At 64.8% G+C, this 26426-nt stretch carries 21 protein-coding genes; 6 read left to right on the forward strand and 15 right to left on the reverse strand.

Annotation, left to right across the window (positions count from 1 at the left end):
• Positions 1 to 15: 15 nt before the first annotated feature.
• Positions 16 to 714 carry a DUF1045 domain-containing protein gene (locus HZZ16_RS28015; protein WP_197953060.1) on the forward strand — a complete coding sequence of 233 codons (699 nt, stop codon included), beginning with the start codon at positions 16 to 18 and terminating at the stop codon, positions 712 to 714.
• Between the two features lie 3 nt (positions 715 to 717).
• Here the strand turns inward: HZZ16_RS28015 and HZZ16_RS28020 are convergent, their stop codons facing one another.
• The 7 genes from HZZ16_RS28020 to HZZ16_RS37585 form a co-directional block, all read right to left on the reverse strand.
• Entirely contained in the window at positions 718 to 1389 is a 672-nt protein-coding gene (locus HZZ16_RS28020) for a hypothetical protein (protein ID WP_197953061.1), read from the reverse strand.
• Between the two features lie 5 nt (positions 1390 to 1394).
• Positions 1395 to 2795, reverse strand: coding sequence for a selenium-binding protein SBP56-related protein (locus tag HZZ16_RS28025; RefSeq protein WP_197953062.1), 1401 nt, complete (start codon positions 2793 to 2795; stop codon positions 1395 to 1397).
• Positions 2796 to 3083: 288 nt separating this feature from the next.
• Positions 3084 to 4022 carry a dihydrodipicolinate synthase family protein gene (locus HZZ16_RS28030; protein WP_197953063.1) on the reverse strand — a complete coding sequence of 313 codons (939 nt, stop codon included), beginning with the start codon at positions 4020 to 4022 and terminating at the stop codon, positions 3084 to 3086.
• A gap of 127 nt (positions 4023 to 4149) precedes the next feature.
• The gene (locus tag HZZ16_RS28035; RefSeq protein WP_197953064.1) at positions 4150 to 6231 is read right to left on the reverse strand and encodes a methyl-accepting chemotaxis protein; all 2082 of its coding nucleotides are present in this window, start codon (positions 6229 to 6231) and stop codon (positions 4150 to 4152) included.
• A gap of 120 nt (positions 6232 to 6351) precedes the next feature.
• A complete protein-coding gene (locus tag HZZ16_RS28040) occupies positions 6352 to 7122 on the reverse strand; it encodes an enoyl-CoA hydratase (RefSeq protein ID WP_197953065.1) in 771 nt (256 codons plus the stop codon).
• Between the two features lie 15 nt (positions 7123 to 7137).
• The gene (locus tag HZZ16_RS28045) at positions 7138 to 7587 is read right to left on the reverse strand and encodes a MarR family winged helix-turn-helix transcriptional regulator (RefSeq protein WP_197953066.1); all 450 of its coding nucleotides are present in this window, start codon (positions 7585 to 7587) and stop codon (positions 7138 to 7140) included.
• Between the two features lie 338 nt (positions 7588 to 7925).
• Positions 7926 to 8432 (reverse strand): hypothetical protein, encoded by a 507-nt coding sequence (locus HZZ16_RS37585; RefSeq protein ID WP_246510479.1) that lies wholly within the window; start codon positions 8430 to 8432, stop codon positions 7926 to 7928.
• Between HZZ16_RS37585 and HZZ16_RS37590 the strand changes: the two genes are divergently transcribed.
• Positions 8398 to 9078, forward strand: a complete 681-nt coding sequence (locus HZZ16_RS37590; RefSeq protein ID WP_246510480.1) for an AAA family ATPase — start codon at positions 8398 to 8400, stop codon at positions 9076 to 9078. The two genes, HZZ16_RS37585 and HZZ16_RS37590, sit on opposite strands and share 35 nt — an antisense overlap.
• Before the next feature lie 32 nt (positions 9079 to 9110).
• Here HZZ16_RS37590 and HZZ16_RS28055 read toward each other — a convergent pair whose 3' ends face one another.
• From HZZ16_RS28055 to HZZ16_RS28080, 6 genes are all read right to left on the reverse strand, one after another.
• Positions 9111 to 10772, reverse strand: coding sequence for a tannase/feruloyl esterase family alpha/beta hydrolase (locus HZZ16_RS28055; RefSeq protein WP_197953067.1), 1662 nt, complete (start codon positions 10770 to 10772; stop codon positions 9111 to 9113).
• Positions 10773 to 10851: 79 nt separating this feature from the next.
• The gene (gene serA, locus HZZ16_RS28060; RefSeq protein WP_197953068.1) at positions 10852 to 12096 is read right to left on the reverse strand and encodes a phosphoglycerate dehydrogenase; all 1245 of its coding nucleotides are present in this window, start codon (positions 12094 to 12096) and stop codon (positions 10852 to 10854) included.
• A 134-nt stretch (positions 12097 to 12230) separates the two neighbouring features.
• Entirely contained in the window at positions 12231 to 13463 is a 1233-nt protein-coding gene (locus HZZ16_RS28065; RefSeq protein WP_197953069.1) for a rhodanese-like domain-containing protein, read from the reverse strand.
• Between the two features lie 75 nt (positions 13464 to 13538).
• Positions 13539 to 14759, reverse strand: coding sequence for a PepSY-associated TM helix domain-containing protein (locus HZZ16_RS28070; RefSeq protein WP_197953070.1), 1221 nt, complete (start codon positions 14757 to 14759; stop codon positions 13539 to 13541).
• Between the two features lie 2 nt (positions 14760 to 14761).
• Positions 14762 to 17104, reverse strand: coding sequence for a TonB-dependent siderophore receptor (locus HZZ16_RS28075; RefSeq protein ID WP_197953071.1), 2343 nt, complete (start codon positions 17102 to 17104; stop codon positions 14762 to 14764).
• Positions 17105 to 17307: 203 nt separating this feature from the next.
• The gene (locus HZZ16_RS28080) at positions 17308 to 18192 is read right to left on the reverse strand and encodes a dihydrodipicolinate synthase family protein (protein WP_197953072.1); all 885 of its coding nucleotides are present in this window, start codon (positions 18190 to 18192) and stop codon (positions 17308 to 17310) included.
• Between the two features lie 165 nt (positions 18193 to 18357).
• Between HZZ16_RS28080 and HZZ16_RS28085 the strand changes: the two genes are divergently transcribed.
• Together HZZ16_RS28085 and HZZ16_RS28090 are read left to right on the forward strand one after the other, a co-directional pair.
• The gene (locus HZZ16_RS28085) at positions 18358 to 19770 is read left to right on the forward strand and encodes an FAD-binding oxidoreductase (RefSeq protein WP_197953073.1); all 1413 of its coding nucleotides are present in this window, start codon (positions 18358 to 18360) and stop codon (positions 19768 to 19770) included.
• Between the two features lie 7 nt (positions 19771 to 19777).
• Positions 19778 to 20443 (forward strand): GntR family transcriptional regulator, encoded by a 666-nt coding sequence (locus HZZ16_RS28090; RefSeq protein WP_197953074.1) that lies wholly within the window; start codon positions 19778 to 19780, stop codon positions 20441 to 20443.
• Between the two features lie 63 nt (positions 20444 to 20506).
• On the opposite strand, the gene HZZ16_RS28095 is transcribed toward HZZ16_RS28090, so the two are convergent.
• Positions 20507 to 20644, reverse strand: coding sequence for a hypothetical protein (locus HZZ16_RS28095; protein ID WP_172784656.1), 138 nt, complete (start codon positions 20642 to 20644; stop codon positions 20507 to 20509).
• Positions 20645 to 20873: 229 nt separating this feature from the next.
• Here HZZ16_RS28095 and HZZ16_RS28100 point away from each other — a divergent pair, with 229 nt between their 5' ends.
• Positions 20874 to 22895 (forward strand): YgiQ family radical SAM protein, encoded by a 2022-nt coding sequence (locus HZZ16_RS28100; RefSeq protein WP_197953075.1) that lies wholly within the window; start codon positions 20874 to 20876, stop codon positions 22893 to 22895.
• Between the two features lie 573 nt (positions 22896 to 23468).
• Here the strand turns inward: HZZ16_RS28100 and HZZ16_RS28105 are convergent.
• The gene (locus tag HZZ16_RS28105) at positions 23469 to 25064 is read right to left on the reverse strand and encodes a winged helix-turn-helix domain-containing protein (protein ID WP_197953076.1); all 1596 of its coding nucleotides are present in this window, start codon (positions 25062 to 25064) and stop codon (positions 23469 to 23471) included.
• Between the two features lie 129 nt (positions 25065 to 25193).
• Between HZZ16_RS28105 and HZZ16_RS28110 the strand changes: the two genes are divergently transcribed.
• Positions 25194 to 26393 carry an ABC transporter substrate-binding protein gene (locus HZZ16_RS28110; protein ID WP_197953077.1) on the forward strand — a complete coding sequence of 400 codons (1200 nt, stop codon included), beginning with the start codon at positions 25194 to 25196 and terminating at the stop codon, positions 26391 to 26393.
• Positions 26394 to 26426: the final 33 nt, after the last annotated feature.

Consider the following 26426-nt stretch of genomic DNA (forward strand, 5'->3'; position numbering starts at 1 on the left):
GATTATGCTGAGCCAATGACAGGTTTCCCCCGCTACGCGATCTATTTTGCCGCCGGCAGCGACAGCGCCCTCTCCCGCTTCGGTGCCGAACTGCTCGGCTATGATGCCTACAGCGGAGACGAGCTGCCGTTTCCGCAACAAGCACTGCGTGTCGCGCCGGACTGGCGCGAGGTCAGCGCCGATCCACGCAAATACGGCTTTCACGCCACGCTGAAGGCGCCGATGGCGCTGGCGCCTGGCAAGACCGAAGCCGAGCTGATGGCCGCCTGCGCGGCCTTCGCGGGCATGGCACCGCCGCGTCCCGTGATCCGGCCAATCGTGGATTCCATCAGCGGCTTCATTGCCGTCATTCCGGCCGAGCCGGTCGAGGCTGTCCAACAGCTCGCCGCCGATTGCGTTCGCGAGTTCGACCCGTTTCGTGCCGCGCTGACGGCGGAAGATCGTGCCCGTCGCAAGCCGGAGAAGCTCAGCGAGCGACAGCGCGACTATCTCGACCGCTGGGGCTATCCTTACGTGATGGAGGAATTCCGCTTCCACATGACGCTGACGGGTCGGCTGGATGCGGAACGGCGCGGGCCGATCCTTCAGATGCTGCGGATAAGGTTTGCGGCGCTGGGGATCGAGACGCTCGAGATCGATCGCATCGCGCTGTTCAAGCAGGATGATGCCAAGGCGCGGTTTCGCATCATAGGCGAGTGGGCTTTGGTGCGGTAGACCTCAGCGCGCGGTCGCAAGATTGAAAGCGAGCGCCACCGCGCCAACCAGAACGAGGCTGGTCGCCCAGACTGCATCCAGGTTGAACCAGCTTCGCGAGACGAACCTCAATCCCAGATGGCGGTAGACCAGCCACGCCAGACATCCGCCAGCGCCGACCATGGCGGCAACGTGCACCAGGGACACCAGCACCGCCATCCCGAGATTTGCCTGCATCAGCGCGCCCGCCGCCTCATGGCCGGCATCGAGCTCGAAGGCCTGGCAGAGCCCGAGATAGATCGGCACGAGCATCAGAGCAGCGCCGTGAGCGATGGCGACGGCAAATGACCAGAGCGCCAATTGCGTCGGCGGAATCCGTGCCAGCGCGCGCGGATGACGCCGGTCGATCAGCCGGTAGACGCCAAAGCCGACGACGAGAAGGCTCGCGACGATCTGGATCTGACGCTGCCATTCGGCCAGTACGAGCAGGAAGGCGAACGGCAGCAGCACGAGAAGTGTTGCCAGAAGATGCCCGGCCGCCAAAGCCCACAATGCACGGAAGAGCGCGCGCGGGCTCTTGTCCATAAGTCCGGCTGAAACGGCGAGCGGCCATCCCATTCCCGGATTGGCCCCGTGGTAGAGGCCGCTCGCAACAAGCGCGAGCCACAGCCAGCCAAGGGCCGGGCTCGCATGCATCCCATCTAGACCGACGGGTAGCAAAAGGAGTCCGTCGAACAGTCGCCGCCCTCGAGCCTGATCTGGTGCGCACGATATCCGTCGGGGAAGCTCACGAAATAGTCCTTGTCGAGCTCGAGGCCGCCGTTGCGACCGACATTGGCCATGACTTCCACGCCCGGAACCCCGTCCGGATAGAACTGGTCGTCCCAGGTGGAATAGAGCGAATTGGTCCAGTACACGCGCCGGCCGTCGCGGCTGATCTCGACCATTTGCGGACCCGCCGCAAAGGCCTTTCCGTTCGAATGGGGCGTGCGCCGCGCGATGCCGCCGATGTGGACTAAGCCCGCAAGCTTCGGCTTTCTGGGATCGTTGACGTCGTACTGGCGCATCTCACCCGTCCCCCAGCACGAGACATAGAGAAACCGGTCGTCCATCGACAGGTCGATGTCCGTCACTAGCGGCGGCACGGCGCCGAATCCCTGCAGCAGCGGCGGCAGTTTCTCCTTGGGCGCGGGTTCGGGAGGAATCGTCGCCGTCTTCTCGGCATGGAATCTTCCATCCTCGCGCCACCAGGTCCAGATCGACGCCTCGAGGTTGGTGGTGTCGACCACGACACCGACGAAGCCGTACTCGCGAACCGGATCGTGCGCCGGCCGCACCTCCAGCGCCATCTGATGATTGGCGCCGAGGTCGATGGTCTGGACGTTGCGACGGGCGCGAAGGTCCCAGAAGTGGAGACGATGGCCATATTTATTCGCAAGCAGATCTTCCGGGACGATCCCGTTCTCGAACTGCGGCGGTAACGCCCATTCGCTCGTCACCATGTAATCGCGCGGCAGATTCCACCAGAAATCATAATGCAGCGTCTGCGGGCCACGGTCGATCTCCCATCGTCCAAGAACTTCGAACGTCTCGCAATCCATGATGAAGACGCCCGGAGGCCCGTTGGTGCCGTCCTTGCCGCCGCCGCCCAGCGTGCTCACGTAAATGCCGTCCGGCCCGCAATGGATCGTGTGCGGCCGCGAGTAGCCGGTCTTCTTGAAGACCTCCTCTGGCCCGATGATCTTGTGGATCTTGGCTTGGGTCGGATCGGGCTTGGTATCGATGACGTAGATCCGCGACGAGCGCAGCCCGGGGATGATGAGATAGCGCCGCTCGATGAAGGCGTGTCCAGCGAGCGGCGACAGGGCGGAGGAGCAGGCATTCCAGCCGAAGTGATGAAACTCATCGCCCTTGTTGGGCATCGTCACGGTGTGAACGATCTGGCTATAGGTCGGCGATCCCGGCTTGACGTCGATGACCGCGAGAGCATCCGGCTTTGAGAAATCCGGACTGAGCAGCAAGGTGTAAGCAAAGTTCTCCGCAGGCGCTTCCATCGCAAGCTTGGGCGATGCGTGAAAGGTGGGATCTGGCCTCATCGTCATGGCACTGCCTCCCTGTTCTGTCGGTTTTGCACCAACCTGGCTCGGGATAGTGGCAAAAGAAGAGCTGTTGCGCGATGTCTTGGGACTCTCCGCAGGGTCGGTTGGCGAGCGTACAATATGCCATCGGCGGGCGATGGGAAACGGCCCGGCCCACGCTAATTCGACGCCTTCAGGCGAAACGGGCGGCCCTCGTCATTGCGAGCGGAGCGAAGCCAATCCAGAGTCTTTCCACGGAAGCAGCCTGGATTGCTTCGTAGCAAGGGCTCCTCGCAATGACGGAGGCGAGAGCTATTTCCCCCACCTGAGCGCCAGTGCGTCGCGTTCCTTGGCGAGCTCCAGTAGCCCCGCCCGCGTTGCCGGATGCAGCGGCTGCAGCGGATGCCGCACCGCCTCCGACTTGATCACGCCGCCGGCCTGCATCATCACCTTGCAGGCGATCAGGCCGCATTGGCGGTTCTCGTAATTGATCAGCGGCAGCCAGCGCTCATAGGCGGCCTTCGCCTTCTCGCGATCGCCCGCGAAATAGGGATCGATGATCTGGCGGATGCCGTCGGGATAGCCGCCGCCGGTCATGGCGCCGGTGGCACCTGCGTCGAGATCGGCGAGCAGCGTGATCGCCTCCTCGCCGTCCCAGGGGCCTTCGATGTCCTTGCCGCCCGCCTCGATCAGGCTACGAAGTTTTGAGGCCGCGCCCGGCACCTCGATCTTGAAATAGCGGATGTTGGAAAACTCGCGCGACAGCCGCGCCAGCAGCTCGACCGACAACGGCGTGCCGGCCACCGGCGCGTCTTGGATCATGATCGGGATGTCGATCGCGCCGGAGAGCACCTTGAAGAACTCGACGATGCCCCTCTCGGGGACGCGGAAGGTCGCGCCGTGATAGGGCGGCATCACCATCACCATGGCGGCGCCGGCCGCCTCGGCCTGCTTGCTGCGCACCGCGCAGACGGCCGAGCTGAAATGGGTGGTGGTGACGATCACGGGAACCCGGCCGGCCACATGTTCCAGCACCGTGTGCATCACCGTCTCGCGCTCGGCATCTGTGAGCACGAACTGCTCGGAGAAATTGGCGAGGATGCAAATGCCGTGCGAGCCGGCATCGATCATGAAATCGATGCAGCGGCGCTGGCCCTCGAGATCGAGCTCGCCGCGCTCGTCGAAGATGGTGGGTGCGACCGGGAACACGCCGCGATAAGGGCGTTGGGCCTTGTGTGGGGTGACCGGCATCGAACTCTCCATCCCTGATGTGTCTTGCGTCTGTGGCTGCGCCCGCGGGAGCGAGACGGCACAGATGTACCTGCAGTGCCGAGCTGCGGCAATGCCCGCGCGACGTCCGGTGGAAAGAGTACGAAAATCAGGCGCTCTTTACGGCGCCCAGGAAGCCCTCGACCGCGACACGAAGGCGATCGGCATCCGCCGACATCTTCTTGACCGACTCCGACAGCACCGTGCCGGCATTGCCGGTCTCCTGGTTGAGCCTGGCGACGCTGCCGATCGTGTCGGTGACCTCGCGGGTGCCCTGGGCCGCCTGCTGGAAGTTGCGCGAGATTTCCGTCGTGGCCGCACGCTGCTCTTCGACCGCGGCGGCAATCGCCGTCATCTTCTCGTCGATGCCGCTGATGGCCCCGCCGATCGAGCGGATCGCGGCGACCGCCTGGCCGGTGGCGCCCTGGATTTCCTCGACCTGGCGCGAGATCTCTTCCGTCGCCGTCGCAGTTTGCGCCGCGAGGCTCTTGACCTCGCCCGCAACCACGGCGAAGCCGCGGCCGGCCTCGCCCGCGCGCGCGGCTTCGATGGTGGCATTCAATGCCAGCAGATTGGTCTGGGCCGCGATCGCGTTGATCATCTTCACGACCTCGCCGATGCGGCTCGCCGTCTGATCGAGGATCTCGACCGTCGCATTGGTCTGCTCGGCCTGGGCCACCGCCTCGCGGGCCTCGCGGGCGCTCGACTGCACCTGCGCGGAGATCTCGCCCACCGATGCGGAGAGCTCCTCGGTCGCGGCGGCGATGGTCTCGAGATTATTGGTGGCCTGCTCCGCTGCCGAGGAGACCGCCGCGGTCTGGCTGCTCGATTCCAGGACCAGCGAACGCACGCCGCTTGCGGTGGCATCGAGCTCGCGCGTCGAGGCCGCAACGCTCTGGATGACCGCCTGCACCGTATCGTCGAAGCTGCGGCAGGCGGCATCGACGGTGCCGGAGCGGGCGAGCTGAAGCGCCTGCTGCGATTCGCGTTCCCGGCCGAGCCGCTCCGCGGTCGCCGCACTCTCGCGCAGGCTTTCGAGCGCGGCCGCCATGGTGCCGAACTCGTCGGGATGCCGCGATTGCGGCACCGGCGTCGCATAGTCGCGCGCGCTGATGCGGGCGATCGCGTCGAGGATGGCCCGCACCGGCCGCATGAGGCGGTTGCGGACCACGAACACACCGGCCAGGGTCACGGCCAGCGCGAGCAGGAACGCGAAGGATTGCACGATGAGATTGGTCAGCGCTTTCGCCTGAACCGCCTCCGCGCGCGCGATCGACAGGTCGAGCGCCTTGCTCGCGACCGCGACGATCGAGGCGAACGGAGACTGGCACAACGCGTTCCATTCCGAGGCGGGCATCGCGGGACGGCCGCTGCCGTCGAAGCCTTTGGTGAGCTCGCCGATCTGCTTGAGGGCGCCGTCAGTCTTGGCCTTCGCCTCCTTGGCCGCGTTGACGAGATCGGCCGGCACGTCGGGCGCAGCCAGCAGCTCCTCCATGCCGGTCCAGCCGGCTGTGACGACGCCGTTCCATCCGGCCACGGTCTGCTTCTGGGTGTCGTCGAGCGGCTTGCTGGCGTTGACGTTCGGTCGCAGGGTCGAGCACTGGATGCCGTAGCGGTCGCGCACCTGCCAGGCGAGGCGGCGGGCCTGGATCATGCGGGCGATGTAAGGATCGTTCATCCAGGCGCGGTTCGACACCGCGGTGGACGCGAGATTGGCGGTCTCGATCACCTTGGTGACCGCATCGTACCAGGGTGCGGTGCGCTCCAGCTTGCGCTCGGCGCGCGGCAGCCTGGCCTCGTCGTAGAACAACTGGAATTTTGGTGCGGCCTCGCTCCAGCGCTGCTTCAGCGTGCTGGCGAGCTCGTCGCGGCGGGCGAATTCGACGGTGGAGAGCGCAGCGCTGATGGCGTCGAAACCGGCCTGCTCGGCTTTCTCGGCAACGCCGAGCTTGGCGCGCGGATCGTCCTCGCCGAGCAGCGCGCTCTGGGCATCGCCACGATTGCTGCGCAGGGCAACCACGCCATGGAAGATCGACTTGTCGGCATTCGCGAGCCGCTCGGTCTCCAGACTGTCGCTGTACCGGCCGAAAGCCCCGCCCATCTGGATGGCCGTGCTGGTCAGCGCGCCGGCCGCCAGCAGCGTCATCAGGACCAGAAGGAGCGTGCTTACCGATTTCTTAAAAATGGACATGGACCCAAAGACCCGCTCGCCGCGAGCGGGCATCTTGCACGGCCACATGCCAAAGTTTCGTTAAGCTTTATATCAAATGATAAGCGCGCCGCGGAGTTGCCCGCTGTGGAGACGGCAGGCTCACGCCACCTTCGTGAAATCCGGCGGGCGGCGCTCCGCAAACGCTGTAAACGCCTCGCGCGCTTCGGCGGTGCGCAGGCGCTGCGCGAATTGCTCGCCTTCGGCCTGCATTTGCGCGACCAGCGCCTCGCCGTTGCGCATCAGCCGCTTGGTCGCGATGAGGGCCCCGGCCGGCTGGCGGGCGAGACGCTGCGCCAGCGCAAGCGCTTCGGCGTCGAGCTTGTCGAGCGGCACCACGCGGTTGGCGAGGCCCCAGTCCAGCGCGGACTTGGCCGGCACGGTTTCGCCAAGCGCGAACATCTCATAGGCGCGCGCGTGGCCGATGCGCGCCGGCATCAATAGGCTGGAGGCGGCTTCGGGCACCAGCGCGAGGCTGACGAACGGCGTCGACAATTGCGCATTGTCGGCGAGCACGACGAGGTCGCAATGCAGCAGCATCGTGGTGCCGACGCCGACGGCACGGCCCTGTACGGCAGCGACCAGCGGCCGGATGCAGCACGCCAGCGACTGGATGAAGCGAACCACGTTGCGGCTGCCCTCGGACATGCCGGCCGCGACAGCCGCGAATTCGCCGACGTCGTTGCCGGCGGTGAACATGTCGCCCTCGCCGCGGATCAGGATCACGCGGGTGGACGGGTCCAGCTCGGCGGCCTCGATCGTGTCGGCAAGCTTGCCGTACATCGCGTCCGTCAGCGCGTTCTTCTTGTCGGGACGCGCCAGCGTAAGGGTGAGGATTCCGCCGCTGTTCTCGATCCGGACGTGCTCGGTCATTCGTCTGCTCCGTGGTTATTCATCTGAACTTCTTGGAAACTTGTCCTGAATGCTCGTCAGCCAGCGTGCGACGATGTCGATTTCCGCGGCCGTGAAACCTTCCGTCAGCGCCGCATTGACCTCCGCTGCGCTCGTCTTCGCCTGTGCCAGCGCGGTGCGCCCCTTCGGCGTCAACCAGATGCGAAAGGCGCGACCGTCGTCGCGATCGGCCCGCCGCTCGACCAGCTTCGCGGCCACCGTGCGGTCGACGAGACCGGAAATGCCGGCCGGCCCCATGTCGAGCGCCGCGCCCGCCTCGCCCATTAGGATGCCGTCCTGCTTGCCGAGGATGAACAGCAGCCCGGCCTGCGCCGGCGTCACCTCGCTCTCCGGCCGCGCCACCATCCAGCGCTGCAGCCGGCGATGGGCGACACTCAGCAGGTAGATCAGCCGATGGTGCCCCGTGCCGGCGCCGTTATTTCGCATGCGAAGTAAAATAGCGCCTGCCAATTTCCTTGTCAAAGCGCTTGACGTTCTCTCGCTCTCATGTTCGTTATTTGTTCTACACTCGTTTCAGTTGCAGAGAAGAGGAACGCCGTGACGCAGGGGCAGGAGCAGGCGGAAGAGGCAGACCAAGAGCAAGCAACGGAAGGTGAGCTCGCCTATGCGTTCGGAGTTCTGGACGCGTACTTCGAGGACGTTCCGCTCAGCAAGCTCGTGACGACCACCCGGCAATTTCCCGGCCACATGCGAGTGGACGTCCAAGCCGCGCTTGAGAAGCTGCTGGGAGCGCACGTCGACTTGTTCGGACTCGCCGAGGCACATTACGAGACGCTTTCGTTTGCGCGCCTGCTCAGCGACGATCGAGCCGCCGTGGCGATCGCACCGCTGCAATATTCAGAGGTGATGTTGGCGAGAGCAGTCCGTCCCGATGCCTCGACAACGGTTTGTGGCTTTGCGAGCTGGACGGTTTGCGATATGCGGTCCTGCTCTGCGCCAATCGCGAACCTGGTCGCCAGGCCGGCGTCCGGATCGAAATCATGGTGTCCGCCGGAAGCGCGGGGGCGACCGTGGTGCAGCGTTGCTTCGGAGAGCTCGAAAACGCCGTGCAGGCGTCGCGCACCTATCGCGGCAAGATCCTGTCGCTCGAGGCGTCTTCCGACGACCGCGGCCAGTCCAGCGGCATCAATGTGCACCGGCTGCCGACCGTCGGACGCGACGAGGTGATCCTGCCGGAGCGGACTTTGCGGCTGCTCGATCGCAATGTACTGAATTTCAGTCGGCACCCGCGAGCAGTTGCGGCGGCTTGGGCAATCGACGCGCAAGGGCATCCTGCTTTATGGAGCGCCCGGCACAGGCAAGACCCATACGATTCGCTATCTCGCAACGCATCTGCCTGAACAAACCACCCTGATCATCACGGCTGAGCAGATCGGCCTTCTCAGCGCCTATATGAGCCTGGCACGGCTGCTGCAGCCCTCCATGGTGGTGATTGAGGACGTCGACCTGATCGCGCGCGACCGCCGCAACATGGGGCCGTGCGAAGAATCCATGCTCAACAGGCTGCTCAATGAGATGGACGGGCTGAAGCAGGATGCCGACATCCTCTTCGTTCTCACCACCAATCGGCCACAGGACCTCGAAGCCGCCCTTGCCGGTCGCCCCGGCCGCATCGACCAGGCCATTGAAGTGCCACTCCCCGACGAAAATGGCCGCAAGAAGCTAGTGCGCCTGTATGGCAAGGGATTGCCGCTCGACGACGCGATCGTCATCGAGGCTGCCCGCCGCAGCGAGGGGACGAGTTGCGCCTTCATCAAGGAGCTGATGCGGCGGCTGGCGCAAGCGAGCTTGGCGCGCGACGGCGGCAAGTCGATCGTCTCGGCCGATATCGACGAAGCCCTCGACGACATGCTGTTCTCCGGCGGCCGGCTCAATGCGCGTCTGCTCGGCGCGGCTCAGGCGATGGCAGCGGAGTGACGTTCGCTGTCATCCATCCGGCCTGTCGCGCCTTAGGGCGCGCAGGTGAAGCTCGATGCCTCCGTCACCGGGCCGCTCTTGTAGTGCGGCCAGGCCGGCCAGCGGCATAGCGGCAGTGCGCGCAACGTCGCGAAGGACGGCGCCTCGACCTTCTGCTCGGCAACGACGAGGTCGCCGGGCGCCTTGCCGTTCTCGACCCAGTCGACCAGCACGCTCAGCATGTCGACATTGGCCGGCGCGCCGGAGCCGACATGATCGACGCCGGGAGCGGTGTAGAGGCGCGCGAATTCGGCGGTCTCGGCCTTGCCCATCTTGCGCTCGACGCTCTCGAAATAGCGGATGCCGGCATAGGGGCTCTGGGCGTAGTCGGCCATGTGCTCGAGCACGATCAGCCGGCCGCCCCGCGCGCGGAAACGGCTGAGATCAGGATCGGTCGAATCCATCAGGTTCGACACCTCGAGCAGCCGCGCCTTGTGCTCTTCCACCTTGTAGGTGGTGACGTCGAGCTTGGGATCGCGCGCAAAGACATATTGGATGCCGCCGGCGCCGTAGATCCAGGCGATGCCGTTGTTCGGTGCAGGCGGCTGTGCCGGCGGCGCGGTGCCGAGCCACCAGGAGACCCAGCCGCCGGTCGGCCCGACCGCGGGGATGTCCTCGCCGGAGACGCCCCAGCCCGGATAGTCGTCGAGACCGTTGGCGAGCGCGAACGGGAATTTGTAGGTGGCATGCAGCGTGTTCACCGCCTTGATCTGCGCGTCGGTGAGACATTGGTCACCGCTCTGCCCGGCCGCGCAGCGCAGCGTCTCGACCTTGAATGCCGCCTTGCAGCCGACGGGATCCTGCACCAGCGCATCGTCGGAGCCGTCGGCCTTGTCGCAAGCCGCGCGCACGGCCTCACCGACGAGCTTGACCTGTGCCGGGTTGATCCAGCCCTCGCCCATGGTGACGAGACCCGAGCGCGTGCCGGCATGCTGCAGGCCGACCCAGTTGATCACGGGCACGCGGGCGAAGATGCCGTCGAAATCATCCGGATAGCGCTGCGCCATGGTGAGGCCTTCGCGGCCGCCCTCGGACGAGCCCATGAAGTACATCTTCTCCGGCTTCCTGCCGTAGGCCCGCTGCATCAGCCCGACCGCAGCGTCGCGCACCTTCTTGTAGGCGCGATGGGCGAAATTCTCGAAGGCTTCGTCGTTCAGCGCAAAGACCTGCGGCGGCTCGCCCTGCTTGGTCTCGTGGCCAGAGTCCGTGCCGTAGGTGACGAAGCCGCGCGCCAGCGGCGACGGCTTGTCGAAGGGGTAGGCCGGCGGCAGCGCAAGGCCCGTGATCAGCACGCCGTTGAAGCCGCCGCCGCCATATTGCAGCGAGCGACCGTTCCATTCGACGGGAAGGTTGACCTGGAATTTGATCGGGGGCGCCTTGGGATCGGTGGGATCGATATGGCCGAGCACCTTGCAGAAGCGCGGATTGGCCGGTGTGATGCGCCCCGACGGCGTCGGCCCTCGCTCGGCCACGGCCAGTTGCGACGGCGCCTGCAGGATCGCGGAATCGATCTTCACGGCGTCAGCGCCACCGACGAGGCCGTTGCAGACGGTCTCGGCGTCTTCCGCCAATGTCGCGGCGCACGCGGCGTTCGCGCTCAACGCAGCTGCGGTCCCGAGGAGCCATGCGCACAGCTTCGCCCTCGTCAGCGTCATTGTTTCCACCCAACTTTTGTTCGTTCGTCTGTCCGAAGATCGCATTGAATGCGACCTCTCGACGGCAGTCAACAAGCCACTAATGCTCGAACACCAGCCGCGCGCCGACTGTTCCCTCGAGGCCGCGGATCTGCTGCAGCAGCTCGCCGGAATCCTGTCCACCGAGATCGGCGTCGAGCACGACGTAGCCGAGGTCGCCGGCGGTCTCCAGATATTGGGCGGCGATGTTGATGTCGCGCTGAAGGAAGACCTCGTTCAGCCGCCGCAGCATGCCCGGCACGTTGCGATGGACATGGCTGAAGCGTGCACCGGAGGGACGAAGATGCAGCTGCACCTCCGGGAAGTTGACCGCGCCCATGGTCGAGCCGGTGATGAAATAGTCGACCAGCTTGCGCGCCACCTCGCCGCCGATCCGCTCCTGCGCCTCCTCAGTCGAGCCCCCGATATGCGGGGTGAGGATGACGTTCTCGAGGCCCTGAATGGGACTCTTGAAACGATCGGCATTCGACGAAGGCTCGACGGGAAAGACGTCGACAGCCGCGCCGGCGAGATGGCCATCGTGCAAGGCGCGCGCCAGCGCATCGAGATCGACCACGGTGCCGCGGCTGTTGTTGATCAGGAACGAGCCCGGCTTCATGGCCCGCAGCTCCTTCTCGCCGATCATGCCCGCAGTCTCAGGCGTCTCCGGCACGTGCAGGCTGACCACATCGCTCTGAGCCAGCAGATCTTCGAGCTTCTCGACCGGCTCGGTGTTGCCGTGGCGAAGCTTGTCGGTGCGGTCGAAATAGATCACGCGCATGCCCATCGCTTCGGCCAAGGTCGAAAGCTGCGAGCCGATATTGCCGTAGCCGACGATGCCGAGCGTGCGGCCGCGCACCTCGCGGCTGCCGGCCGCCGACTTGTCCCAGCCCCCCGCGTGGGCCGACACCGAGCGCGGAAAGATCCGCCGCAGCAGCATCACGATCTCGCCGATCACGAGCTCGGCGACGCTGCGCGTGTTGGAGAACGGCGCGTTGAAGACGGGAATACCGCGCTTGCGCGCCGCCGAAAGATCGACCTGGTTGGTGCCGACGCTGAAGCAGCCGATCGCGAGCAACTGGCCGGCCGCCCCGAGCACCTCTTCGGTGATCTGGGTGCGCGAACGGATGCCGAGCAGCGACACGCCCTCGAGCGCGCGCCGCAGATCTGCGCCGTCCAGCGCCTTGGTCAGCCGTTCGACATTGGTGAAGCCCGCGCTCCTGAACAGATCGACAGCGCTATCATTGACGCCTTCGAGCAGCAGCGCCTTGGCGCTTCGCTCAGGGCTTTGGCCTGGGGCGGACATGACATCTCCGTAAATGGCAGCTTTGCCGCAGCTCATAGACCGCGGGCGGTGCGCAGCACAATAGGGAACGGATACGGGGAGAAGATGGCCGGAGCGGTGCTTGGTGTACCAGGCCCGTTATTCGCGCGCCCAGGTCAAATCACGTAGAAGCCGTGCGTGCCGTCGCGGCGGAGCTGCTCGACGAGGCCGTGTTCCCAATCGAGATAGGCCTGCATCGCAGCTTCAGCCACATCGGTGCCTTCATAGGGCCGGCGGTAGCGGTGGGTCGGGTCGGGCTTCGGCATGACCAACGGTGGACCGACTTCCAGCGCGCCGTCATAGCCGCCTTCGAGCACGTAGACTTCCCAGCCCATCTGCGCCAGCCAGGACGCCGTCATGTCGGCGCGGACGCATCTGTCGTCGGTCAGAACGATGCGCGCGCCGCGCACGGGCGCGGCCATGTCGGTTTCCTGCACGAGCTGGCCGCCGGGATAATGGCGGAAGCCGGGGAGATGCCCGGCCGCATACTCTTCCGCCTCACGCACGTCGAAGCGATAGAGCGTGCGATGGGTCTGCGCGGCAAGCGCAGCCATCTCGCTGGCACCGATATGGCGGACACCGGCGCGATAGGCGACATCGCGAGCATTGGCCGGGCCGCCCTCGAACGGGCCGATCGCACCGCGCCTGTCGGCGCCGTGATCGAGCGCATGCCGCGCCAACGTCCAGCCGATGGTGCCGTTGCGCAGCGCCCGCACCTTGTTGGGCACGCCGGCATTGATCAGCGACTGGGTGCCGATGATCGAGCGGGTGCGGCCGGCGCAGTTGACGATGATGGTGGTGTCGGGATCAGGCGCGGCCTTGCCTGCCCGCAGCACCAGCTCCGCGCCGGGCACGCTGACCGAGCCCGGGATGTTCATGGTCGCATATTCGTCGAAACGGCGGACGTCGAGGATGGCGATATTGGCCTTGTCGGCGATCAGCTTTGCCACCTGGTCGGCGCTCAGCGAGGGCGTGTGGCGACGCGCCTCGACCAGCTCGCCGAAAGCCTTGGAATAGGAATTGACGTCCTCGAACACCTCGAAGCCCGCATCGTGCCACGCCCTCAACCCGCCGGCGAGTGCGCTGACATTGCTGTAGCCGAGTGCAGCCAGACGCTCGGCGCCGGAGGCGACCAGCCCCTCGCCGTCATCATAGAGCACGATCGCCACGTCCTTGCGCGGCAGCCGCAGCTCGGCCTCGATCGCAATCCGGTCGGCGGCCATGTTTGCGGCGAACAGCGGATGGCCGGTAGCAAACGCTGCCTCATATCTGAGATCGAGCAGCGCGATCTCCTCGCGCAGAAGCAGCGCGCGGCGGATATCGGCGGGGGTGACGGTCGGAAGCTTCATGGCGAAAACCTGATAAGGACGTGCCACGGGCTTTTGAACGATTGTCGAGGTGTTGGCTAGCCCTTCGGCAGCAACTCACTCGCCCGGAACCAGCCGCCCCAGCGGCGCCTGCGCCGGGCGTCGCAACTTGCGGCGCGACAGATAGAGCAAAATGCCGGTGACCGAGAACAGCGGCATCAGGGCGGCGGCAATCATGAACACCAGCTTGCCGGGCCAGCCCAGGACAGCGCCGCGATGGATATCGAGCACGTTGGCGATGATCTTCTCGCCGAATGTCTTGTCGGAATAGCGCTCGGCGGAGACCAACTGACCGTTGACGGCATCGATGCGGAATTCATCGCGCGAGGTGTCGAGCGCCCGGTCCCTTCCCCACGACCTGATCCGTATCACCGTGCCGGGCCCTGGCGGCAGCGTCAGCAGAGCCCTGGCAAAGCGGTCGCCCTCCTCACGCCGGAACGTCGTCCAGGCCTGGTCGAACCCGATCGGCTGCGCCGGCTCGGCACGGGCCGCCGCACGCGGCGCCTTCGCGGACATTTTTGGCTGCATCTTCGCGGCACTGATCTCCGGGCGCGCCAGCAGCCAAACGACGCCGTCCTTGTACCAGTCGAACGAGTACCAGAGCCCCGTGAGCGTCATCACCAGATAGACCGGAAGAACCCAGGTGCCGATGACCGCATGCAGCGAGCGGTGCAGCCCGCGCCCGCTGAGACCGACATTGGGCTTGAGCCACATCTTCACGCTGCGCACGCGACGCGGCCAGCGCAGCACGAGACCCGAGACCAGCATGACGATCAGGCCGAGCGCGACGACGCCGGTGATCTGGCGTCCCCAGCCCTTGGCATCGCCAGGGATCAGCAGCCAGCGGTGCAGCTTCCGAACCGTCGCGAAGAACGCCTCGCCACGCGGCACACCCAGCACGCGCGCATCATAGGGGTCGACATAGAGCGAATTCGGCCGCGCGCCCTGCTCGTCGCGCGCGAAGCGGACCCGCGCGGCCGCAGTCGGATCGCTCGACAGCATGACGGCCGAGACTTGACCCGAGACTTGACCCGAGATTTGGCCGAAATCCTGCCGCGCCTTCAGTCGCGCGACCAGCTCGTCCGGCATCAGCGCCGGCGTCTCGCGCGGCACGACGTGCATGATGCCGGCGTTGAGATGAGCGACGATCTCGTCCTCGAAACTCATGATCGCGCCGGTCAGCGCGATCAGGGCAAGCAGCAGCGCGAGCACCAGGCCCGCGATGGAATGGACCTGGAGCAGGGCGGCTTTGATGGTGTGGCCCAGCCGTGCAGCCATGGCTAGAACTTCACCGTCGCCGCCAGGGAGAAGCGCCGCGCGTCGCCGATCGCGACGTTGAGCGCGTTTCCGGTGCTGGACGTGTAGTAGACCTTGTCGAACAGGTTCTTGACGTTGAACTGGTAGGTCACCGGCAGATTATCGATCTTCGTGTCGTAAGTCGCAAAGACGTCTGCGACCGTATAAGCCGGCAGGAAGAACTTGTTGGCGGAGTCGCCCGGCCGGTCACCGACGTAGTGCGCGCCGCCGCCGAGCCGCAGGCGTCCGGGGAGCGCATCGCCGAAATCGTAAACGAGATAGAGCGAAGCCGTGTTCATCGCAGCATTCAGCAACTTGGCGTTGCCGTTGACGGGATCGTTCTCCAGGCGGGCATCGGTGTAGCCGTAGCTTCCGATCATGCTCCATTGATCGCTCAGCTTGCCGGTCACGTCCAACTCGACGCCGCGCGACCGCGCCTTCGCGGACGTTCGTACCAAGATCGTGCCGCTGGAAAACGGGTCGGAGACCAGCACGTTCTTCTTCTCGATGTCGTAGACCGCCAGAGTGCCGGACAGCCGCTTGTTGACATCGAATTTGACGCCGGTTTCCCATTGGGTGCCCTCCTCGGGCAGAATGGTGGAGTCGACGACGAAGCCGATGGGAGCACCGGTGAAGGGCGCGATGGTCGAGGTCGGCTTCAGTGACTGCGTGTAGCTCACGTAGTAGGAGAGCTGGTCGTTCAGCTTGAAGATGACGCCGCCGAGCGGCAGCACCTTGTCTCCCGACAAGTTGGTGTTCGTGACGAATTTCGGCCGGCCCTTTCCGGCGATTTGCTCGTATTCCATCCAGCGCACGCCGCCGACCACTGACAGCCAGTTGGTCACGTGGAACGTGTCCTGGGCGAAGAAGCCGCGGGTGCCGAGCTTGTCGGTCTGCTCGCTGTCAACAGGCGAAACGGTCGTGCCCGGCGTGACGAGTCCGTAAACGGGATTGTAGAAATTGAAGCTCGGCGTCGCCTGGCGGATCAAATCGTGACGGTCGATGGTGCGATACAGCGCCTCGCCCCCGAACAGGATCTCGTTGCGGAAGCCACCCACCCAGACGTCCCCCTGCAGATAGGAGGTGCCGTAGCTGGCGTTGCTCAGCGAGTTCCGGGTGCCGTCGTTGCTCCGGGTCTCGACGCCGGTCTTGGCGTTGACGCTGGTGATGCGAAGCTGATTGGCGCTGTAGGTCTCGGTGTTGTAGCTGTAGGCCGCCGTGACCTTCCAATTGTCGTCCAGCTTCTGCTCGACCGAGCCCTGGATCAGGTCGGAGGCGCCCCACATGTTGTTGAAGGGCTCGTCGAGTCGGCGAGTCTTCGGAATCGCCAGCGGAGCGCCGTTGACGAAGGCGGTGCCGCGGTCGAACGGATAGATGAACTCGCGGTGCTCATAGGTGAGCTGGACTGTCGTGGTGTCGCCGTACCAGGCGAGCGACGGGTTCACCAGCATTTCCCTGTGGCGACCGAAATTGCGCCAATAGTCCTCGCTGACGCCGTAGCCGATGAAGCGATAGGCGAGACCGCCGTCGCCGATCGGACCGGTGATGTCGAGTGTGCCGTCGGCGCCATTACGGTTGTTCGCGTAGGCCGAGCCGAGCAGCGTGACCGAGCCGTGCTGATAGAGCTCGGGCCGCTTGCTGATGGTGTTGACGATGCCGCCGGGATCCATGATGCCGTAGAGCAGCGAGGCCGGCCCCTTCAGCACCTCGACGCTCTCGACCGCGGCATTCAGGCTGCGGCCCTGCACCAGCGGCATGCCGTTGCGCATGATCGAGCCGTCGCGGTTGTCGCCGAAGCCGCGGCGGATCACCGCGTCCTGTGTGCCGGCGAGCGTGTTGGTCTGTGTGATGCCGGAAATATTGACGAGAGCGTCATCGATGTTGCGCGGGAGCTGGTCCTTCAACACTTGCGCAGGAACCACGTTGACGGACTGCGAGGTGTCGAGCGGCGAGGCGCCGCTGCGCAGCGTGGTCGAGCTCGGCATCGCACGATAGCCGAGCTTGGCGGCCTGTTGCGCGGCGGCTTCCGCGGCGGCACGCTCCGACAGCGTCGGCGCTGTGGGTGCGGGATTGCGACTGGGCTGGCGGCGCGCCGCCGTTTGCGTGCGGCGTGACGACTGCTCCGATGCACGTGCCGGCTTCGGTCGTGGCGCCGGCGCCTCCACCGTCACCGGCGGCAGAGCCGATTGCGCCTGTGCACTCGTCGTGATGGAGGGATATTCGATGAGCAGCACCGCTGCTCCCATGAGAAGTCCTGCACGGCTCTTGCCGGCACGGGTTCGATGGCCGTTGTCACGTTGGCCATCCACGAAGGCACGCAAGTTCATTCCACTTCAAGTCAGGAGCATTGAAGTGTGCGCGTGTAACAGCCGCCGAGATCGAGGAGAACCGTAGCCGAGCTTGAATCGCTCTAGTGTTGAATCATTCTAAGAGGAGGCGGACGCTGAACGGCAATCATAAATTGCCGGTGCACCGTGCGTGACACGCTGCACGTGAAATTGCGAGAGCACGTCGGGACGCCATCGCGATCTCACGCGATGGCGGGCTCCACCAGTTGGTCGAGCTTCCGCTTGAGCGCGGTGCCGTCGGACAAGGCGCGGAGCGGCGGTCGCACGCGCAGCCAGCTTGCATCGCCGGTCTGCGCCGCAAGGATCGCCTTCAGCGTCGTGAGGAAGGACGGCGATTTCACCACGATGTCGATCGCCGCCTGCATGCGCGCTTCGACGTCCTTGCCGTCGACCATCGCCTTGACCAGCTCCGGCGCAATGTTGGCCATGCCGCAGATGGTGCCGGCGCCGCCGGCGGCGATCGCGCGAGTGATATCGGCTTCGTTGCCGACGGTGATGGCAAGCTCCGGCGCGGCGGCACGGAATGCCTGGAACTGCTTGAAGTCGCCGCTGGAGTCTTTCAGACCGGCGACCACGTTGCCGTAACGTTTGCGCAGACTAGCAGCGACATTGGTCGGGATCGCAACGCCCGAGATCTGCGGGATGTGATAAAGATAGGCACGCAGGCGATCGTCGCCGACGGCGTCAATGATAGCAGCGAAAGCGTCCTCGATGCCTTCGGCGGTGACGCTGCGGTCGAAATAGGGCGGCAGCAATAGGATATGGCGCAGGCCGAGGCCGAGCACGGCGCGCGTCAGCGCGATGCTGTCTGTGATGGCAGGGAAGCCGCCGCCGATTCCGATGCGCTCCGCCGCGATTCCGGCCTTGAGCATCGCTTCGATTGTCGCAATGCGTTCGGTGACATTGAATGAGGTCCCCTCGCCGGTGGTGCCGAACAGCACGACGCCGTCGACGCCCTTGCTGAACAGCTGCTTGGCGTGAGAGGCGAGCTTGGCGATGTCCACACTGCCGTCCGTCGCCAGCGGCGTCGCCGACGCCACCCAGAACCCGCGAATTGCCTCGGTCATCACACCACCCTTTGCTGCCGCCCCCGGCCAAGCCGCTGATCTTCAACGATCTTCCGCGCTTGCCGAGACCTTGTTTTCACTTTACTTTTGTTCTTGTACCTTACATACAACATTGATGCAAATCCCCCGCGCCTTGGGCGCAGCCAGATCTTCAGGAGGTCTCGCATGGACATGGTGACCCCCGCCGGACGCCCCGACCAATTGCTCGGCGCGTTGCGCGACAGGCTCGGCGCGGCCGCGGTGCTTGTTGGCACCGATGTGCCGGCGCGCAATTGCAACGACTGGAGCGCGAGCCTGCCGCAGACGCCGCTGGCGGTGATCCGCCCCGTCGATGCGCAGGGCGTTGCCGATGCGATTATGACCTGCCGGCAGGCGCGTCTGCCGTTCGTGCCGCAGGGCGGACTGACCGGGCTGTGCCGCGGCGCTTCGCCCGAAACAGGCTGGGTCGCGATCTCGCTGGAGCGCATGACCGGCATCGAAGAGATCGATCGCGCCTCGATGACGATGACGGTGAAAGCCGGCACGCCGCTGGAGACGATCCAGAAGGCGGCCGATGAGGCCGGCTTCTTCTTTCCGCTCGATCTCGGCTCGCGCGGCTCCTGCGCGATCGGCGGCAATCTCTCGACCAATGCCGGCGGCAACCGCGTGATCCGTTACGGCATGACCCGCGAGCTGGTGCTTGGTCTCGAAGTGGTGCTGCCCGACGGCACCATCATCACCAGCCTCAACAAGCTGATGAAGAACAATGCTGGTTACGATCTGAAGCATCTGTTCATCGGCTCGGAAGGCACGCTCGGCATCATCACCCGCGTCGTGCTGAAGCTGTTCCCGAAGCCGCGCTCGACCATGGCCGCGCTGTGCGCGTTGAAGGATTATGCCGCCGTGATTGCGCTGCTCGATGCGGCGCGCTCAGGGCTCGGCCCGCTGCTGTCCGCCTTCGAGGTGATGTGGCCGGATTATTGGGACGTGATCACGGCGCGCGCCGGCGTGAAGCCGCCGGTCACCGCGGGCCACGGTCTCTACGTGCTGGTGGAAGCGCAGGGCACCGACGAGAGCGTCGATGCGCCGCGCTTCCAGAGCTGGCTCGAGGAGTTGATGGAACGCGGGCTGCTCGCGGATGCCGCTGTCGCGCAATCGCTGGCGCAGACGCTGAGCTTCTGGCGCGTGCGCGACATCTGCGCCGAGTTCGGCCAGGTGCTGGGGCCGCACATCGCCTACGACATCGGCCTTGCGGTGGCACGGATGGACGAGTTCGTCAGTCGCTGCAAGGCCGCGCTCGCGGACGGCATCAAGGGCTGCGAGAGTGTCTATTACGGCCATATCGGCGACGGCAATCTGCATCTCGTCTCCTGGGTCACCGGCCTTTCCGTCGCGCAGCAGCCGAAGGAGGAGATGGACGCGATCATCTACGGTCTCGTCCGCAAGCTCGGCGGCAGCATCTCCGCCGAGCACGGCATCGGCACATTGAAGAAGCAATGGCTGGGCCATGCCCGGAGCGAGGCCGAGATCGCGCTGATGCGCACGCTCAAGGCGGCGCTCGACCCCGATCACCTGCTCAATCCCGGCAAGGTGATCTGAACGCACCATGCGATCGCTCAAGCTCGATACGCCGAAATCGCTATCGCAGCGGGTGATGCAGCGACTGCGCCAGGCCATCATCGACGGCGAGTTCGCGCTGGGCGCTGCGATCTCGGAAGAGATGGTGGCCAATTCTTTCGGCGTCAGCCGCACGCCGGTGCGCGAGGCGATGGGACAGTTGCAGGCGCAGGGGCTCGTCGTGATCCGGCCGCAGGTCGGCAGCTTCGTCTTCACGCCGAGCGCGGACGACATCAATGCGCTCTGCACCTTCCGCATCGCGCTCGAACCCAAGGCGGCCGAGCTCGCCTTCCGCCACGACCGCAACGGTGCGATTGCGACCATGAGCGCTGCGATCGCGGCGATGGAGCCGGCCGTCGCGGCCAAGGACAACATCGCCTATGGCCGTGCCGATGCCGCGTTTCACGAGGCGCTGTTCGCCCATTGCGGCAACCGCTATCTCGCCGAATCCTATCAGCTCGTCTCCGGCCGCGTCGCCGCGCTCCGCACCAATCTGACCTCGCCGATCGACGTGCGCACCCGCACGTCCTTCGATGAGCACCGCAAGCTGCTCGATCTGTTCGCGCGCGGCGAGTTCGTCGCCTTCGAAGGCCTGATGACGACGCACATCACGAATTCGGGGATCGTCTATGCCAAGGCGCTGAAGGTGGATTGAGCGCGTTATTGTTTTGAGCATGATCTTTTTGGAAAACCGCTACGCACTTTTCCGGATCATGCTCTACCGCTCCTCCTTCGATCCCGGCCTGTCCAGAAAATCGAGCGCGGTGTTGATCTGCTCGAGCTGGTGCTCGATCCTGTCGCGATCCTCGACCGATGGCGCCGCTTCGAGCTGTTCCACCAGCTTCTGCTTCCGCATCAGCAAGTTCTCTATGACCGTACCCACGATTCCCCCATCGCCAGAGGCGACGTCACGAGCGCCGAATCGATTGAAGGCGCGCGCAACCCGGGCTCGCGTCGAACCCTTAAGCCAGAATGCTCACGAACGCGGTTGGTTCCTGCGGCCAGATCCGATCGGCGCCGGAACTTCCGTCACCGGCACACCGAGCGGTTGAATTCGCCCGCCCCCGGCCCTATGCGTAGGCGCCATGGACACCCAGATGATCACCGCCGAAAAGCCGCTGATGGCCCAGGCCCGCCCGCGCAAGCCGGCGCCGTTCCTCCCCATGAGCCGCGCCGAGATGGACGCGCTCGGCTGGGATGCCTGCGACATCGTGCTGGTGACCGGGGATGCCTATGTCGACCATCCGAGCTTCGGCATGGCGATCATCGGCCGCCTGCTGGAGGCGCAGGGTTTTCGGGTCGGCATCATCGCCCAGCCGGACTGGCATTCGGCGGAGCCGTTTAGGGCGCTCGGCAAACCAAAAGTGTTCTTCGGCGTCACCGGCGGCAACATGGATTCCATGGTGAACCGCTACACCGCGGACCGCCGCATCCGCAGCGACGACGCCTACACGGCGGGCGGCGAAGGCGGCAAGCGGCCAGACCGCTGCACGATCGTCTACGCCCAGCGCTGCCGCGAGGCGTTCAAGGACACCCCGATCGTGCTCGGCGGCATCGAGGCCTCGCTGCGCCGGATCGCGCATTACGATTACTGGTCCGACAAGGTGCGCCGCTCCGTGCTGGCCGACGCCAAGGCGGATCTCCTGCTCTACGGCAACGCCGAGCGTGCCGTCGTCGAGGTGGCGCACCGGCTCGCCGCCGGCGAAGCCCCGCGCGAGCTCGACGACATCAGGGGCGTGGCGCTGTTCCGCAAGGTCCCGGACGATTACACCGAGCTGCACGCCGACGATCTCGATTCCGCCGACGAGGGCGCATCGCGCAAGCCAGGGGCGACCGTGATCCGCCTGCCGGCGCTGGAGCAGGTCGAGCAGGACAAGGAAGCCTATGCGCGCGCCTCGCGCGTGCTGCACCGGGAGAGCAATCCCGGCAATGCAAGGCCGCTGGTGCAGCGTCACGGCGACCGCGACCTCTGGCTCAATCCGCCGCCGATCCCGCTCACGACGAAAGAGATGGACGCGGTCTACGATCTGCCATACGCGCGCGCCCCGCACCCGTCCTATGGCGATGCGCGCATCCCCGCCTGGGAGATGATCAAGTTCTCGGTGACGATCATGCGCGGCTGCTTCGGCGGCTGCACCTTCTGCTCGATCACCGAGCACGAGGGCCGCATCATCCAGAACCGCTCGGAGGAATCGATCCTGCGCGAGATCGAGCGCATCCGCGACAAGACGCCGGGCTTCACCGGCGTCATCTCCGACATCGGCGGCCCCACCGCCAACATGTACCGGATGGCGTGCAAGGACCCGAAGGTCGAGGCGGCGTGCCGCCGGCCGTCCTGCGTCTTCCCCGAGATCTGCCCGAACCTCAACACCTCGCATGACGATCTGATCCGGCTCTATCGCAAGGTGCGGGAGACGAAAGGCATCAAGAAGGTGATGGTCGCCTCCGGCGTGCGCTACGACCTCGCGGTGGAGAGCCCCGAATACATCAAGGAGCTCGTCACCCATCACGTCGGCGGCTACCTGAAGATCGCGCCCGAACATACCGAGCGCGGCCCGCTTGACAAGATGATGAAGCCGGGCATCGGCGCCTACAACAAGTTCAAGCGCATGTTCGACGAAGCGGCCGAACGCGCCGGCAAGAAATATTACCTGATCCCCTACTTCATCGCGGCGCATCCGGGCACGACCGACGAGGACATGATGAACCTCGCGCTGTGGCTGAAGAAGAACCGCTACCGCGCCGACCAGGTACAGACCTTCCTGCCCTCGCCGATGGCGACCGCGACCGCGATGTACCACACCGGCGTCAACCCGTTGCGCGGCGTGCGCCACGGCGGCAGCGACAAGGTCGAGGCTATCAAGGGCCTGCGCCAGCGCCGCCTGCACAAGGCCTTCCTGCGCTACCACGACCCCGACAATTGGCCGCTGCTGCGCGAGGCCTTGATCGAGATGGGCCGCCGCGACCTGATCGGCTCGCAGCCGCACCAGCTCGTGCCTGCGCACCAGCCGCCCGGCACCGGCAAGGCGGCTGGTACCAAGCGCCCCCTGCGGCCCGGCGGCAGGACGCAGCGGTTCACGACCAAGGGCCTGCGGGTGATGAAGTAGCGCGCGAGAGCCGGATAGGGCGCGGGTCGGTGGCGCTTTCGCGCCCTCCAAAACAAAAAGCTCGAAAACAACCCCATGCACAGTAGCCGGGGATAGCAAAATCAACGAGTTAGAGCGCGACGAGACGGGTGGATCGTCACGGCGCCCTCGCTGCTCGAGCGAGCACGACCTCGACGAATGATCGCTGCGCATTTTGCTGATTTTGCGAAACCATTGCTTCGTCGGGCAAAACAGGAGCAGAATGACAGCATCGGAAGGACCGGGATCGGGAGCCCTTCCGTTGTGCCAAGCGTCATCGAGCTCACGACCGCGTCCCGCGCGCAATCCGTTCCGAGGCTCGCTGCAGGCGGAGGTGCCCCTGATCGCTTGATTGCCGGCAGCCCAGCAAGGGCCTGCGATACCCGCTGCCGGCTTCGAGGTGCTCGCGGCTTGTGGCCTCTGCGAAGTTGCGTGGGGTCTGACGGAGGTCCGCTCATCGCGGCAGAGCGGACCAGATTCGCCAAACCTGAGTTCTTCGCGTTTTGACCCGGAGCGGAGATTTGCGGCTGCCTGAACAGCCTTCTTTTTTGCGGATCACCCCTCCGGCACGCCGGCTAGGCGCAAACCCTCAAAGCAGCGTTGGCGTCGCGCGAGATAGATTGGATTGTCGCCTTTGGCGTTGATGCGGTAGCGACGGATCGTAAAGCCAGGATCGAGTGCGAGTCCTGCTGTAGCGATCGATCGAGCCTCCTGAAGGTCTCCCACCAGGGCCAGGGCGGTCGCAAAGTGAAAATGAGAAAGCGCGTGATTTCGGTTCGCTTGGAGGCTCCGGCCAAACCAATCGAGGGCCTCGCGATCTGCGTTGACGCTCAACTTGGCCAGCCCAACAAACATGTACCACAGGAAAGCGCGCGTATCACGCGGAGACAGCCGGAGCGCCTCCTGAATGTGCCCCTCGACCTCCTCGCTTCGTCCCGATTGATACTTGCCGAGGCCAATAAACCCATGTGCATCGGCCAGATTTGGATCGAGCACCAATGACCGCCGGCATTGGGCGATACCATTGTCGATACGATTCGTCTGGATCTGCACGGCGCCGAGAAGCATGTGCGCTCTGGGATGATTGGGAGCATGAAGCAACGCGCTGTTTAAGGCCGCCTCTGCGGCGCCAAAGTGCACGTTGACGTCATCGGCCATGAAGGCCGATCCCACGGACACGTCGACCTGAGCGGCGGCAATAGCCGCTTCGATGCTGCCGGGATCGAGTGCAAGGGATCGCGCAAAGAAATCCCTGGCCTGAGTCAAAAGCGCTCGCGTCACGCCTTTGTTCTGGAGCGCGCGGCCCTGGAAATACAGATCCATCGCGTCCGGGCGGGGTGATCGTTCCGCGCGTCGCGCTTCGGCGGCTATGAGCTCCGCGTTCAAGGTGTTGGCTAGCCGGGACACGATCTCGTCTTGCATGTCCAATAGTTCGGCCGCCGGCTTATCGAAGCGGTCCGCCCAAACATGGCTCCCGGTTTCGGTATCGATGAGCTGCGCATTCAGGCGGAAACGGTTGCTGCCACGCTGCACGGAGCCTTCCAGCACGTAGCGCACGTTGAGGTCGCGGCCGATCTGCCTGGCGTCGACCGGTTTTCCTTTGAACGTAAACGCGGTGTTGCGGCCGATCACGAACGAGCCGGCGATGCGCGACAAATCTGTCGTTAGGCTTTCGGTCACGCCATCGACGAAATAGTCCTGCGCAGGATCACCGCCGATATTGGCGAAAGGCAGGACGATGATCGACAGATGCGGCGTTGACGAATATCCCGATAGCTCTTCGATACCGGCGGGCTGCGGCGTATTGCCTGAGACGACTTTTGTATCGATCGGCCTTTCATCGGCCACCAACATGTAGCCGCGGCGAGGGAGTGTCTTCAGGGCCGATCTGCCGCCGTCGCCCAGAGCTCGCCTGATGTCGCCGATCGCCTGAATGAGGGAATCCTCCGTGACCTCGCAGTCCGACCAGACCTCATCCATGATCTCGTTCTTGCCCACTAGTTGCCCCGCCCGTGCCGCAAGCAGCCGCAGCACTGCCCAGGCGCGCGGACGCAGGGGGACGACGTCGCCGCACCTGTCCCGCAATGTTTCACTTGCCAGGTCCACGACCCGGTCGCCCACGACAATCGAATGGTGTGACGACTTCAACAAGGCTGCTCGTGAACTTCTTTCGGAAAATTTCGGCAAAGTTTCGGGACGCAGCGACAATTCTACAGCATCATCTTACAGTCCGGGATAGCAAAACGTTATCGAAGCCGCCAAACCGAGGTGCGTCCTCCCATGATCCGGCCCCTGATCCTTGCCACCCTCAGTTTCTCGATCGCCGGTCTTGCACCCGTTGCCGGAGCGGACAAGAAATACGGCCCTGGCGTCACCGATACTGAGATCAAGATCGGCCAGACGGTTCCCTATAGCGGACCGATCTCGTCGCTGAGCCGCTTCGGCCGGATCGAGGCGGCCTATCTCAAAATGATCAACGCGGCCGGAGGCATCAACGGCCGCAAGGTGACGCTCGTGTCGCTCGATGACGCCTTCACGCCGGCCAAAACGGTGCAGCAGACACGCAAGCTGGTCGAGGACGACGACGTGCTGGCGATCGTTGGATCGATCGGCACGCCGACCAACCTTGCGGTGGCGAAGTACCTCAACAGCAAGCAGGTTCCGCAGATCCTGCTGCTCGCGAGCACGCCCAAGCTCGACGATCCCGAGAACCTGCCGTGGACCACCACGTTCATGATGCCGCAGCCGGTCGAGACCAAGATCTACGCCGATTATCTGCTGAAGACCAAGCCTGATGCGAAAGTCGCCGTCATCTATCAGAACGACGATCTCGGGAAGGGAAATTTGGCCGGCCTTAAGGCCGCTCTCGGGTCCCGCGCTTCTACGATGGTGGTCGCAGAGGCTGCCTACGATATCATGGAGCCGACGGTCGACTCACATATCGTCGCGCTTAAGGCCTCCGGTGCCGATACGTTGTTTCACGCCGCCAATGCGCGCTTTGCCGCTCAGGCCATCCGCAAGGCGCATGAGCTGAACTGGAAGGTCCAGCATGTGCTTCTGTCCGGCGTCAGCAGCATTTCAGCCGTCCTGCGTCCTGCAGGACTTGCAGCCGCGAAAGGGGCGGTCAGCGCGTTCTGGCTGAAGACATCTGAAGACCCGATGTGGGACGACGATGCCGGCATGCGCGAGTTTCGAGCCTTTATGAAGGAGTGGGCGCCGAACGACGATGTCGAGGAATCCATTTTCCCCTATGCAACAGCTCAGATCATCGTCGAGGTCCTGAAGAAATGCGGTCACGACCTATCGCGGGAGAACCTCATCAAGCAGGCCACTAACATCCAGGAGCTCCAGCTGCCGACATTTCTGCCGGGCATCACCATCAACGTTAGTCCATCGAGCCGGATCGGCTGGAGAAAGGCCAGGATGGCGCGTTTCGACGGTACCAGGTGGGTGCTGCTCGATGATGTCGTCGGCAATTGACGATTCATCGTTATGCGAAATCGAATGCTCGGC

The sequence above is a fragment of the Bradyrhizobium glycinis genome (assembly GCF_016031655.1).
In the GTDB taxonomy this organism is placed as follows: domain Bacteria; phylum Pseudomonadota; class Alphaproteobacteria; order Rhizobiales; family Xanthobacteraceae; genus Bradyrhizobium; species Bradyrhizobium glycinis.